Here is a 13371-nt window from a genome sequence, read left to right as displayed (position 1 = left end):
AGATTGTAGTTCAGTAGCAGGGATAGATTCAGCAGGTAGGTAGCTTTTGTTTCAAGTATCTAACAATCAAACATTTCAATCAACATTATGAAAACAAAACTACTTCGCAAAAGCATCTTCCGTGCCCGTAATGGCTACCTGCTGGTGCTCATCCTTGTGCAGCTCGCTACAAAGGTAATTGCGCAGCCCGCCATTGTGTGGGAAAAGGTATTTGGAGCCAACAGCAATGATATTCTCACCAGTGTAAGACCTACCGCTGACGGCGGATTTATCGCAGGCGGAAGGTCGGGCGGCCCCATCAGTGGCGATAAGTCGCAGGCGAGCCGCGGAGATTACGATTACTGGATTGTCAAAATATCGGCAAATGGAAGCAAGCAGTGGGATAAAACGTTTGGCGGGGCCATGGAAGAACGGCTCGTGCAGACTTTCCAGACGGCTGATGGCGGGTATGTGCTCGCCGGATATTCCAAGTCCGATGCCGGAGGCGAAAAGAGTGTGAATGATAAAGTGACAGGCAATGGCAGGCGCGGTGATTTCTGGATCATCAAAACAGATGCAAATGGAAATAAGATCTGGGATAAGACCATTGGTGGCCCAAGTGAGGAAGTGCTGGAAGATGCCAAGCAAACACCCGACGGCGGATACATCCTCGCCGGCTCTTCCATATCAGGCGTGGGAGGTGACAAAACACAGCCATCTGCCGGATCGCGCGATTTCTGGCTCGTACGCATCAATGCCAGCGGCAATATTCAATGGACGCAGAGCATTGGCGGCAGCAATGCCGACCGCCTTGCAAAAATAAACATTAACCCCGACGGCAGCTTTATACTGGGTGGAGGCGTAAGACAGCTGACCGCCACTTCGGCAGACGCATTTGTAGCTAAAATAGCTCCCTCAGGTACCGTGCTCTGGACCAAAAACCTACCGCTGACCGGTACTGAGGTAAATGACATTATCCCGACCAGCGACGGCGGGTACCTGCTGGCGATTCAGGAGCAGGTTACCGATGGACCCTATGTGCTGGTTAAGCTGAACAGCGCGGGTACCCTCGTATGGAGAAAGACTTACGTTGGTGGACCTACTACCAATCCGTCGCCTTCGGCCACCCTGTATGCCGTCAGGCCAACTCCGGATGGTGGTTTTCTGATCGGTGGTTCCTCCAATGAACAGGCAGGCAATGATAAGTCCGAAAACCGCCGGGGAAGAGGCGATACAGACTACTGGATCATCAAAGTTGATGCCAACGGAGCCCGGCAGTGGGACAAGACGATGGGAGGTCAGTCCGCTGATATTCTGTTTCATATGGAAGCAACCGCAGACGGTGGTTTTATCCTTGGTGGGGTCTCTCAGTCCGTGGGGGGTGGAGAAAAGGCAGAGGTTGGCCGTGGGTTGGATGATTACTGGGTGGTGAAGCTGGGGCCGCAAGCTGCGGACACCCGTCTTGTTTTTGCGCCTTCGAACCTGGATTTTGCGGTTGTACAGGGCGGTTCCACGCCGTCACAATCTGCCTTTCTGAGGGCATTTTCAGGAAATCCGGCGGTAACACTGACCAAGTCGCCCAATAATTCCTGGCTCGTGCTGCCGGCACCTGCCGCGGGTAATCTGTCATTCGGGATCAATGCCGCAGGATTGCTGCCGGGCACCTACCGGTCTTCTGTTATTGCTGCTGCGCCCGGTTATACCCGCGATACATTGCAGGTGAGCCTCGTTGTAAGATCCGCAGGCAGTCCGGTCACCATCCGCATTGACGCGGGCGGGCCGGGATTTACTACCTCTGACGGACGCGTGTTTGGTCCTGATCAGTATTACGGCGGTGTTGACCGGGTATACCAGATCCCTGCCGGCAACGAAATCCTTTTTACGGCTGAGGATGTACTGTATCGTACCGAGCGCAGTGCAACATCTTTCCAGTATAACATTCCGGTTAACAATGCTGATTATGTAGTCGTGCTGCATTTTGCTGAGATCTGGTTCGGTACCAGCAGACCGGGATTGGGCGGCAAGCGGTTGTTTAATGTTGATCTTGAAGGAACCAGGAAACTGACCCAGTACGACCTTTATGCAAAAGGCAATGGTCCGCGTGTGGCGATTGAAGAAGTCTTCCCGGTCACGATCACAGATGGCGCTATCAACCTTAATTTTACCAGCGGAACTGCCGACCTGCCCACGGTTGCGGCAATCGAAATTCTTCCTGCGGCTACCTATATCAAAAATACAGTTGCACTGCCCGCCATCGCTGATGCCTACGTGTACACGGATTTTCCCGATGAAAATTTCGGTACCGCCCAGGAGCTGATCGTGAAGTCAGGTGAATCCAATGTCACGCGCAACAGCTTTCTGAAATTCGGGCTGAATGGTATACAGCAGATTACCTCCGCCCGGCTCAGGATTTATGGTGTAAATGTCGAGAGTACCATGGAGGTGAATACCTCTGTTTTCAGTGTCGATAATGATAGTTGGACAGAAACGGGCATTACCTACAACAATGCGCCCAAGAACAGCTTTACGGAATTGTCGCATGCCACCACGAACGACGATCCGGGATACCGGGAAATAGATGTCACCAACTTCGTCCAGTCGCAGCTGGCAGGTGACAAAGTAGTGAGCCTGGTGGTTAAGAATCCCACATTTGTCAACAAGAAACTGGTGTTTCACAGCCGGGAAAATGTTGCCGGCTCACCGCCTCAGCTCGTAATTACTACCAACAGACCAGTTGTGAATGGTGCAAGGGAGTCCGCCGAGGTCCGCAAGCCGGAAAGGGCATTGCGAGAAAAGGATCAGGGTTCCGTCGTGTTCCCGAATCCCGTGAGAAAGCAATTTGCATTCAGGATCTCCGGCCGGCACGAAGGGCCGGTTTCCATGCGCATCATTGATCAGTCCGGCAGGTCTTTTCCCATCACCAGGTCGCCTCAGCACGCAGGTAGTGAAATTATCGATCTGTCAGGCCATGCTTTGAAGCCGGGTATTTACCTTCTGAAAGTCGAGTCGGCGACGGCTACAGAGATTGTCAAGGTAGCGGTAGCGGAGTAGGGACGTGCTGGGAGGTAAATGCTGTCGTGCATTTGCTAAGCCACAAAGTTCGTCCGGAAAGCGGACGGTGACTCGCCTGTTTTGGCCATAAACAGCCTGCTGAAATAGGCGGGATCATCGTAACCCAAGTTGTATGCAATTTCCTTGGCCGTGAGCGAAGTGTGCGCCAGCAATCGTTTTGCTTCCAGAATAATACGGTTCTTAATCACTTCATTGGGCTGGGGAAGGCGCAGGCGGTTGAATTTGTGGGTAATCGTTTTCGGGGCTGTACAGAGCAGGTCTGCGTAATCCGCGACGGTGTGTTTGGACTTGTAATGCTCTTCCACAAGCCGGGTGAATTTGCGGAAAAATTCCAGGTCACTTTGCTGGTCGGTTACTTCATGGGTCAGGTGCTGCCTTTTCCAGGAGCGCGTGGCGCGGATCAGCAGTTGTTTGAGATAAGTCCGCATCATTTCTTCCAGCGAGCTGTCCTGCAACTGAAATTCGCCGATCATTTCCTGGAAAAGATAGCTGAGAAACGCGAATTCATCTTCCCGAAGCTCTACTTTGGGCATATTACGGATGTTGTTGAAAAGCAAACCATCACACGCAACTTCCTGATCGTGAATCTGAATGCAGTAGAAATCGCGGTTATAGAAAATGAAATGTCCGCTTTCTTCTCCCGCTTTTTCAAGTTCGATATATTGATTCGGGCTAATGAAAAAAAGCGTGGGCTGCTCGGTTTCATAACACGCAAAATCTACCCGGAGCCTGTAACCGGCGGGCAGGTAAAGGATCTTGATGTATTCTTTATAGCTGGGTCCGTTGATGACATCCGTTTGCGCCTGACCAACCTGCAGCAGCCCCAGTGTTTTAGAATTATTGTTGAAAACGTTCGTACTCATGACTATATACGCAGTTCGGGATTGATGTTGTTTTATTTTCAAATGAAGGTGAAAAAGCTGTGAAGAATGAAAACCTCACAGCTTTTGTCATGTATTTACATCCTTGCAAATTTTTCGAGCTCGGAGTTAAATTTATCCATTTCTTCCAGGAACAAGCCGTGTCCGCTTTTTTCAAATTTCACGATGTACGAACCTTTGATCGCTTTTTGCAGCTGCTCCGAGTTGGTGAAAGCACACAGCTTGTCATTCACACCGTGGAATAAGGCGACGGGTATTTTGATTTGGGCCAGCTCAGGGCGCAGGTCTAGGTCACGCAACGCGCTGATCGCCTGGGTTGTAGCGTAGGGTGATGCGTTCAGGTTGATGCTTTCCAGCCAGTGAAGCGATTCCTTCGAAAGGCTGCCTTCCTGTCCGGCAAAGCCTTGTCCGAAGCCGGCTACCAGTTGCTGGCGGTTGGTTTTGGTTTGCAGGATAAGGTCAGCCGCACCCTGGTCGGTGATGCCGTAGGGATAACCTTCACGCTGTTTCCACGACGGTCCGGTTGCACCGAATAAGGCCAGCTTGCTGATGTGGGCACCTTTGTATTTGGTAACAAAATGGAGCGTCACGGCGCTTCCCAATGAAAATCCGCCCAATGTTGCGTTCTCAATTTTCAGTTTTTCCAATACCACTTTAATGTCGTCGGAGAAGGTATCAAAGTCATATTTTCCATAAGGCCTGTCCGATTTTCCGAACCCACGGAGGGAAATACCGATCACCCTGAACCCTTTATCAACCAGATATTGATATTGGTATTCGTACATCTCATTGTTCAGTGGCCACCCGTGGATGAGTACCACAGGCTGACCTTCACCAAGGTCGATCACGTGCAGTTTTACATTTTTCTCTACTTCAATGTATTCTTCTCTTCCCAGTGATGCGGGCTTGCGTGTTTGTGCAAAAGTGATTTGGCTTTGGATCAATGTGAATACAAGGGCGATGGCCAGCGTAAGCGTTTTCATGTGAGCAGTAAGTTTGAGTTTTGGAGTTAATCTGCTAACCATTAGCAGATTGTCATTTCGTTTCGACATGACAAAGGTGGTGGGTTTTGCCCCCGGGAAGAATGGATAAAAGTCCATCCGCCTTGTACATTTTTCCCGGATGGAATCCCGGAAGGCGAAATTGTCACTTGTAAAATGTCGAAAGCTGACTCAAACGGCTCCTGACCAATGCATTTTTCATCGGCTCAAAGCGTGCGACTTCTACATTGTTTCTGGTAACCACAATATAATAAGGCTGCTTCAATCGGCTGGTCATGTGATAAATGGTCGCCAGCTCGGCAATGTCCTCAGACCATGCTGCCGTGGCATATAAAGAAGGAAAAGGCGTCTTTGAAAGTCTTGCATATACTTCCGGAGCCAGAGTATTGGAAACCGGCTTGCCGCTGCGGAAACGCGTTTGTTCCAGAAGAGAATCCACGAATGGCGGCTCAGGTACATTTGACAGTCGCCAAATCTCCTTTGTAAATGGGGTAGGTGCAATAATCGAATCATTTTCGCTGTAATGCGGCGTGATCTGTATCATCGCATCCAGCACATGCGTGGATTCGTGCAAAAGCACATACAAAAATGCATCCATCGTGCCCGCTTCCACGTGCACTTTATAATGCGTATCGTCCGGTTTGAAACACGAATTTTCTTTCCAAGTAGCCCATTCCGAAATCGTCTCATTTAATATACCTGCCCGGAATGTAATGTTGAACATTTTCTTGCCGCCAACCGAATCGACCGGCGAAGTCAATGCCGTGTTCGGCATATTGTCCATGAAGCTGATGCTGAATAAATGATCTCTCAAAATGCGCTGGTGCAGCGGCGGTAATAAGGCAAATGCCTTGCTTACTCTTTCATTTTCAGCTTTTGTCAGAATGTGGTTAACCGGCTGCATTCCGGCTTCGCGGAACATTTTGAAGACGCTTTCAGGGGCGGGTTTGGTGCGCTGGGAAAGCTCGTCAGTATTTAAATGAGTCTTGTTTTGCGCCTGGGTGTACGTTGAAATAAACAGGAGAATAATAGTGGCGATTCTTATTGTGAGTCTGGAAAGCATGAACATTTATAAACGCGAATTATAAGCTTGGACTTCGGCACACGTTTGTAGCTGTATCCTGGTCTGAAATCCTATGAAAGTAGGGATGTATTGAAGCTCTGAGCTTAGCCAGTAATGTGCAAAGACCAGATTAAATCACTGATTGCCACGCGGAAGTGGATTTTTCTTTAAAAAATCGGCCATATCTTTTGCTTGGTTAACAAACAAATCAGGCATTACGAAAGTCTTAGCGGGGGAGACAAACGATTTATTTCCAATCAAGAACTCAACCGCTTTTGTCTGTCTTACTTTTTGATTTTTTGTCGTTTGAGTTGCCATGTTGATCTCTCTTGTTGATTATCAATATATCATCTTTTCAAACTTAACGAAAATGCATCATAGTTGGTACCTTTCTCAAAGGGAAACCATTCACCCTTCCATGCCGGCCAATTTCCTTCAATATCACCTTTCTTATTTTTGACAGCTTTAAAACCTTCAATGTTGTAGCGCTGCACCAGATAGTCATAATGTTGGTTGATGCCCATTTGGTATAAGCGCGTTCTCAGTCGCATTTCGAACCCGTCCGAACCTTCCTTCTTCCTGACGGAACCAGTTGCTAAAAGCTTTATTCCCGGGTGTGTGTCAATGTATTCAAGTGCCTTTTTCGCCACGGTGGCCAGGATCATATCGCGGTCACCATTATTGACCAACATTTTATCATCAATCTTATTGGTCTGACGATCCCAAACGCCAAAGCCCAGATTGTATGCATTGTCATTCTCGGGAAGCTTCACGATAGCAATCAGCATGTTGTGGTTGCCTTTACTATAAAAACGAAAGGCGTTTTCGGCATAAGCGACTGTATTGTAACTTGGAAGGTTCATGTATTAGTGAATAGATAGCAAAGCCCCGCGAACTTTATAAATAGTAGCCGCTACTGATTCCTATTCAAAACACTCACAATCAACTTCTTCACAGTCTCCATTTCCTCCGGCTTGCTGGCTGCGGCGAATAGTGTAAGACTTGCGAGTGCTTCGTTGCTGATAATCGCGTTTGCTCCCGGATTTAACAAACCATTTACTTTCAGAAAAAGCAGAAAACAAGCCGCCGCAATCCGTTTATTCCCATCGACAAAAGAGTGGTTTTTGATGATTAAGTAGAGTAAGGTAGCCGCTTTTTCCTCGATGGACGGATAGAAATCAATTTCCCCAAATCCTTTGCTGATCTGCGCCACCGAACTCCGGAAACTATCGTCCTTTTCTTTTCCAAATACGGAGGAGTTGAAATCCTGCCGCATGGTTTCAATAATGCTTTGATAAGATGATAAATCGGGGTATGTCGCTGCTCGCTGGCTGATTCCTTTCTGGTCCAATGCTTCATGATCGTAATCGTCGAGCAATTCGAGCCCCTTTGCAAAATGTGCTAGCCAGCTTGTGTCTGCGTCGTCAACTTTGTATTCAATCGCGCGGCTCAGAATCCGTATTCCGTCTTTCAAAGTTTGCACCTGCTGGTTTTTCTGCGCAAGCCGCTGTTCATTAATAGAATAGCCCTGGACGAGATAGTCTTTGAGCCGCTGGGTCGCCCAGATTCGGAATTGGGTAGCCTTGCCGGAATTGACGCGGTAGCCGATTGACAGAATCATATCCAGGTTATACGCTTCCAGTTCCCTGGAAACATGCCTTTTTCCTTCCATCGCAACTATTTCCATTTTGGAAACAGTTGCCTCTCGCACCAATTCATTACTATTAAATATGTTCCGGATATGCTTGCTGATTGCAGGTACTTCCGTGCCAAACAATGCGGCAATCTGTTTTTGACTCAGCCAAATAGATCCATCTTTTACCGACACCTCCATCTGAACTCCGCCATCAGCACTTTCATAAATCTCAATCTGCTTCTCCATATTTCCAGTTTGTTTGAACCCAATATAGAAGTACGCTCGGTAAATACTTCGGTGGATTATCCTGCGGTGAGGAAGACAGATGGAACTGGCTGAGTATATGATGTTGCCTGGAAGTTTAAAGCTGCTGTCAATTATTTCAAGGTTGCTTTTATCTCTTTGTAGACTTTGTATTGACCCAATAGAAATACACAGATGCGCTATGCCTGTGAACTTGCAGCACTTTACCATCCAAAACTTTCTCCTATATTTACCCCGCAAACTTTAATACAATTCTTATGAAACTATTTTCAAATGTCAGACCAAAATGGTCCTGGAGAGGCATACGGGTGCAAGTCCCGAGACCTGACCGATGTAGTTTCATTCGTTAAAGTTTGCGGTGACCTCTCCTTATTTTTCACTCTTTTTCATGGTCATATGCAAACTTTAACGAATGAAGAAGGAATCGACTCGAATGCAAATTCAGTCAACCCAACGCACGATGCATGTCACGCATCAAATGTCGGCGATCCGCTGACGCAGTCACAAGCCGAGTTCTGGTACCTCATTGAATGTCAGGGCTACAAGGAGCTCGCGCATTCGCTGAAAGTGATCCATGATCTGGCGATCTATCATTCGGATGTTCCGTTTGGTACGGCTGAGAAGTCGGCGCTTTTTGATGTGAACTTACTTGTGGAGGGATTTCAGAAGTTGGGAGACAAGGTTTAAAAATGAAGGGACTGCGGTGTCAGTCCCTTTTTTGATCTACAATCTGCTGTTAACCCGTAATGCGCAGCGAACGGATCAGCTCGCCATCGAACTCCATATGATAATGCATCACGCCCGGGCTGCCGGGGAAGTCGCCGCTTGCTTCTACGATCAGCGTACCTTTTGAGCCGGTTTGTTTGAAATCAATGACTTTCGATTGCATCTTATATTTCTCGATTGCCTCTTCGATCCATTGTTTGATTTCAGATCTGCCGGTGTAAGAAGAGTCCTCGTCGGAAACGATAGCCTGTTCTGTAAAGTAATTGGCGAATGCAGTGCTGTCAGCCTCGTTTTGCGCCTGAATAAAGCCCGCGATATTTTCCGGAAGTTTCATGATTGTTTAAATATTAAGTAAATCAGAACTCGATTTTGTATTGATAAAATTTGAAAGATACTTGCCTTAAATCGTACGGACCGTGCCGCCGTCAACCACATATTCTGTGCCGGTGAGGTAAGCTGCTCTTGGTGAAACCAGGAAACCGACCAGCTCCGCAACTTCTTCCGGCCACGCCGCTCTGCCGAACGGAATGCCGCCCAGCGCGTCCATGACGCTTTTTTCCGCTTCTTCCATTGTGCCCCCTGTGCTTTCGGCAATGCGCTCCATCATCCGGACGGACGAGGTAGTCATGATCCAGCCCGGCGAAACGGTAAGCACACGCACGCCTTTCGGCGTAACTTCATTAGATAAGCTTTTGCTGTAATTAACCAATCCTGCTTTGGCTGCGGCGTAGGGCAATGTGGATTCGTACAAAGGCAGTTTTGCCTGAATGGACGCAATGTGAATGATCACCCCGGCGCGGCGCGCGATCATGTCGGGCAGGAATCCGCGATCCAGTCGCACGGGCGCCAGCAGATTGGTTTGAAGTGTCTCTTCCCATTGTTCGTCGGTCAGCACTGCAAAGCCGCCACCCGGCGTTTCCGACGCACCCAGGTTGTTAATCAGGATATCCAGCCGACCGAATTGCTTGTGAATTTCTTCAACCACTTTCTGGGTGCCTTCCGGTTTGCTCAAATCGGCGGCGATAAAATGGATATTGTGGGGTTGCTCTTCCGGCTGATTTCTGGCAGTAACAATGACCGTTGCGCCTGCTTTCAGAAGCCGCTCGGCAATGGCTTTTCCGGCGCCTTTGGTACCGCCGGTTACCAGCGCAATCTTGTCTTTCAGTTCATTTTCAAAGTTGAAATCCATGTCCTTTATTGTTTTGTGTAGGACAAAATTCGGGAGTACAACCAGCGCTGACAAGTACGAACTTACGATTCAGATAGGGATAAATTTATCCCTATTGAACTGCTGGGGGCATATATTTACCTTTGTAATATGTACGAAAGAAAGACAATGCCCAACCTAAACTGCGGACTCGACCTGATCGGGGAAGTGCTCTACGGCAAGTGGAAGATCCGGCTTTTGTGGTTTATCCACCAGGGCCATCAACGCCCCAGCGAGCTGCAACGGAAAATTCCCGATGCATCCCGCCGGGTGTTGAATGTGCAATTGAAAGAGCTCGAAAATCACGAGCTGGTGGGGAAAATCATTTATCCCGTCGTGCCTCCAAAAGTCGAATACTATCTCACCGATTTTGGGAAATCACTCATTCCCGTCATCGGCGCCATCGGACAGTGGGGCGATGAGAACGATGAGCGTTTGCGCATGCTTATCGAAAAGAACATGCAGTCTTCGTGACCACGTTTTCCTCACAAGCCTTTTCCAGAATCTGCTCTATTTCCAGCAGCAAGCCGGGAATGGGTGTATCGCTCGTATTGGTCAGGCAGAGCGAACCGTTGGTCGTCAATGCGCCGATTGTCTGTTCCATTCCTTTTCCCGAGCGCACCATCGGGCCATACAAGGCTTGCAATTTCAGTGGCCCGAAATCTGTCTTGTATCTTACCCTCACCAGATTAGTAACCATAATGTGATGATTAAATGCCTGCTTCAAGGCATCCAGCATTTGCTGTACATCATTATGACCAAATACCAGGTCGCGGAAGAACGACAGATAGCCGGTTGTATATTCAGCTGAACTAGTGCCGGCGAGCCCCGCCTTCGCGAGTCTTGCCAAATCCCAGAAGGACAAGTACCGCTGGTTTTCGAAAAATACAGATTGCGTGGTAATGTTCAGCCCAAAGTTATCGTCCAGGTTCAGCGCGCCTCTCGTGCAAACGGGCGAAACCAGCTCCATTCTCGTCTCGTCCCATTCCGGACGCAACTTCCGTGAAGCCATTAACACCGCCGCACATATAGCGCCGTGAACGCTTGTGTTTTCCTGTCGGGCACGTTCGAGCAAGTTGTGCGTTACGATTTCAGAAAAGCGGTGTGAGGAAACTAATGGGTTAACGATATCCGTCTTCATTTTCAGTTCCAAAACCTGATCGACCGTCTGTGCAGGCAGGTCTTCCGGCAAGTCGAGTGTTTCGTCATTGGATACTTGCGGTTCGAGTAATGCAAGCTCGTTTCCTGTAATCGCCAGCAAAATGTCGCGTGTCAAATAGCTCAATGAGGTGCCGTCAGAAATAGTGTGGTTAGCAGCCAGAATCAAAACAGTGCTATCTGTTTTTTGAACTAGTACAACCCTTAACAGTGGACCTTCTTGCGTGTTAAACCGAACAGAAAGCTCCTTTTCAACTTCCTGTTCCCAGCGGTAATTTTGCTCCGCATGCACAACCCGGAGTGGAATGTGAAGATTGTCGACGTGCTGCAACGCGGGTCTTCCCAACTTATCCAGCACCACTTTCACAGAAAGATTTGGATGACGCTGTTGTGCCAAATCAATGGCATTCCGCCATTTTTCAACGGGCTGGGTTCCTGAAATGTCTGCGGCCAGGCAGAAGTCTTTGGAATCAATCTGGTCGAGCAGCCAGAATGTTTTTTCAAATGCACCCAGGGTGCGGTTCTGTTGTTTTTTCATTTTGCATTGCGTTAAGATGAGGGAGCGGCACTGTACCGGCTCCTTTGAACTGAATGCAAAATTGGCGGGCGGGAAGGCGGGAGAGAATGGACAAAAGTTGAACTGTCATGTACATTTCACCACCTGCGGTTTAGGCTGCATGGCACGACAGGATATCTGAAAAAACAGCTACGACCGGTTACAACCTGATACCGGATGTAGGTTTCCGGTAGTTATGCAAAAATTCCAATCCTGATCCGTTGAAGTTGCCGTGTACAAATAGGAGCTTGCCTGGCAGCATTTGGCAAGCAGCAATGAGTGCAGGCAATGCTGCCGGTTTCATCTTAAATAAATCGGTTTTTTTCTGCCGTTTTTAACTTAGGTGAAAATCGGCGACACGGCCAATGCCGAATTTTGATGTAGCAAATAACAAAAATGTTACATCATGAAGTCACCCGACACATCCGCCATGGCTTTCAGCAGCGAGGCTGCTGAAACTGCCAAATCCCTGCGAACCCTTTATTTTGTCCGTGCAGCATTCTCGGTTTTATGGGCATTGCTCGTCACCGTAGCAGCCAAAACAAACCCATCTCTTGCGATGATCCTGTTCATCATTTACCCGGCATGGGATGTGCTCGCAACCATTTTCGACATCAGGTCCAATCCGCCGGCTGCCGGTAAAGTACCACAGTATGTAAACATCGTCATTGGCATTACCACGACCATTGCAGTCCTGGTTGCGCTGCAAAGAGGCATTGCAGGTGCATTGGTCGTATTTAGTGCCTGGGCAATCCTGACCGGCCTGATACAGCTGATCCTGGGTTTGCACAGGCGCAGGCAACTGGACGGTCAGTGGCCGATGATCATCAGTGGCGGCCAGTCAATGCTGGCGGGTGTTTCTATCTTTCTCAAAGCAAATAACTCCGACGCCGGGGTGGATATTCTGGCTGGTTACGCAGCTTTTGGTGCATTTTACTTTTTGCTGGCGGCTTTTCGTTTAGGAAAAACAATCAATAATGCACCGGTTGCTGCCTGAGCTTTACGGACGTCTTTCATGGCTCATTGCAAGCAGGCAAATGCCTCGTCGGCAATGGGCCATGTTTCTTAAATTTACCCAATACTGCGGATCGAAAGAGCGCATACTTTTTATGCCGCGGCCAGCTCGCGAAGATCGGGACGTTTGTAAATTTGTTTACGGGAAAGTTGCCTGCTTTTTTTTCAGCTGCGCCGTTTTCCTGTCAGTAAACCACGTATGATGAGCGACAAAAATGAAATCCTGGCCAGTCACCTGCGGAATTTTGCTTCGCTGACAGACAAGGACATTGCCGAAGGTCAGCCTTTCTGGAAGCCGAGGACCATTAAAAAAGGCGATTTTTTTAATATGCAGAGTATGGTCTGCAATGACCTTGGATTGATCGTCAAGGGGATCTTTCGTATCTACTATCACGACCCGAAGACGCAGACGGACAAAAACCTTTTCTTTTTTTCGGAAAACCAGTTTGTCGTCTCTTTCAGGAGTTTTATTTCGCAAAAAGCCTGCTGGTACTATATCGAAGCCCTGGAAGATTCCGAAATCGTTTTTATTTCTTACAAAGACCTCAACAGGCTGTATGAGGCCAGTCCCAACTGGGCAAAGTTCGGGCGGCTGCTGGCAGAGCTGTTCTTTTCTTATGCCCAGACGCGCACCGAGGAATTTGTGCTTTTTTCGCATGAAGAGCGCTACCTGCGGCTGCTGGAAGCGCATCCGAATCTGGTGGAGCGTATCCCGGCCTATCACATTTCCTCTTTTTTGGGTATAACAAACCCATCATTAAGCCGGATCAGAAAACGACTCCGGAAATAGCGAAAATTAGTGAACATTTAACAT

Annotated in this window: 14 protein-coding genes; 5 read left to right on the top strand and 9 right to left on the bottom strand. The window is 48.4% G+C overall.

Translation table 11 applies throughout. The features are described 5' to 3' along the window. Positions 1-87: 87 nt before the first annotated feature. A complete protein-coding gene (locus HWI92_RS10825) occupies positions 88-3030 on the top strand; it encodes a CBM96 family carbohydrate-binding protein (RefSeq protein ID WP_204663589.1) in 2943 nt (980 codons plus the stop codon). 35 nt (positions 3031-3065) lie between these two features. On the opposite strand, the gene HWI92_RS10820 is transcribed toward HWI92_RS10825, so the two are convergent. The 6 genes from HWI92_RS10820 to HWI92_RS10795 form a co-directional block, all read right to left on the bottom strand. Further along, complete coding sequence (locus HWI92_RS10820) at positions 3066-3914, bottom strand: helix-turn-helix domain-containing protein (RefSeq protein WP_204663587.1); 849 nt, start codon at positions 3912-3914, stop codon at positions 3066-3068. Positions 3915-4009: 95 nt separating this feature from the next. Next, a complete protein-coding gene (locus HWI92_RS10815) occupies positions 4010-4915 on the bottom strand; it encodes an alpha/beta fold hydrolase (RefSeq protein WP_204663585.1) in 906 nt (301 codons plus the stop codon). A 163-nt stretch (positions 4916-5078) separates the two neighbouring features. Further along, positions 5079-5996, bottom strand: a complete 918-nt coding sequence (locus HWI92_RS10810; protein ID WP_229249309.1) for a hypothetical protein — start codon at positions 5994-5996, stop codon at positions 5079-5081. A gap of 135 nt (positions 5997-6131) precedes the next feature. Continuing rightward, the gene (locus tag HWI92_RS10805) at positions 6132-6314 is read right to left on the bottom strand and encodes a hypothetical protein (protein ID WP_204663583.1); all 183 of its coding nucleotides are present in this window, start codon (positions 6312-6314) and stop codon (positions 6132-6134) included. A gap of 29 nt (positions 6315-6343) precedes the next feature. Beyond that, on the bottom strand, positions 6344-6859 hold the full coding sequence (locus HWI92_RS10800; RefSeq protein ID WP_204663581.1) for a DUF6934 family protein: 516 nt from the start codon (positions 6857-6859) through the stop codon (positions 6344-6346). 50 nt (positions 6860-6909) lie between these two features. Beyond that, entirely contained in the window at positions 6910-7878 is a 969-nt protein-coding gene (locus HWI92_RS10795) for a virulence RhuM family protein/type II toxin-antitoxin system death-on-curing family toxin (protein ID WP_204663579.1), read from the bottom strand. Positions 7879-8292: 414 nt separating this feature from the next. Here HWI92_RS10795 and HWI92_RS10790 point away from each other — a divergent pair, with 414 nt between their 5' ends. After that, entirely contained in the window at positions 8293-8583 is a 291-nt protein-coding gene (locus HWI92_RS10790) for a hypothetical protein (RefSeq protein WP_204663577.1), read from the top strand. Positions 8584-8632: 49 nt separating this feature from the next. On the opposite strand, the gene HWI92_RS10785 is transcribed toward HWI92_RS10790, so the two are convergent. Together HWI92_RS10785 and HWI92_RS10780 are read right to left on the bottom strand one after the other, a co-directional pair. After that, complete coding sequence (locus tag HWI92_RS10785; RefSeq protein WP_204663576.1) at positions 8633-8956, bottom strand: nuclear transport factor 2 family protein; 324 nt, start codon at positions 8954-8956, stop codon at positions 8633-8635. A 66-nt stretch (positions 8957-9022) separates the two neighbouring features. After that, on the bottom strand, positions 9023-9811 hold the full coding sequence (locus tag HWI92_RS10780; protein ID WP_204663574.1) for an SDR family oxidoreductase: 789 nt from the start codon (positions 9809-9811) through the stop codon (positions 9023-9025). Positions 9812-9940: 129 nt separating this feature from the next. On the opposite strand from HWI92_RS10780, the gene HWI92_RS10775 reads away from it, so the two are divergent. After that, entirely contained in the window at positions 9941-10303 is a 363-nt protein-coding gene (locus HWI92_RS10775) for a winged helix-turn-helix transcriptional regulator (protein WP_204663572.1), read from the top strand. On the opposite strand, the gene HWI92_RS10770 is transcribed toward HWI92_RS10775, so the two are convergent. Further along, positions 10275-11525 carry a phthiocerol/phthiodiolone dimycocerosyl transferase family protein gene (locus HWI92_RS10770; protein ID WP_204663570.1) on the bottom strand — a complete coding sequence of 417 codons (1251 nt, stop codon included), beginning with the start codon at positions 11523-11525 and terminating at the stop codon, positions 10275-10277. The genes HWI92_RS10775 and HWI92_RS10770 overlap by 29 nt on opposite strands. Positions 11526-11949: 424 nt before the next feature. Here HWI92_RS10770 and HWI92_RS10765 point away from each other — a divergent pair, with 424 nt between their 5' ends. Then, entirely contained in the window at positions 11950-12540 is a 591-nt protein-coding gene (locus tag HWI92_RS10765; protein WP_229249307.1) for a hypothetical protein, read from the top strand. Between the two features lie 216 nt (positions 12541-12756). Then, a complete protein-coding gene (locus HWI92_RS10760; protein WP_229249305.1) occupies positions 12757-13347 on the top strand; it encodes a Crp/Fnr family transcriptional regulator in 591 nt (196 codons plus the stop codon). Positions 13348-13371: the final 24 nt, after the last annotated feature.

This window comes from Dyadobacter sandarakinus (assembly GCF_016894445.1).
Classification (GTDB): Bacteria; Bacteroidota; Bacteroidia; order Cytophagales; family Spirosomataceae; genus Dyadobacter; species Dyadobacter sandarakinus.
The sequence above is the reverse complement of the archived record's forward strand: the minus strand, read 5'-3'. Positions and strand labels throughout refer to the sequence as shown.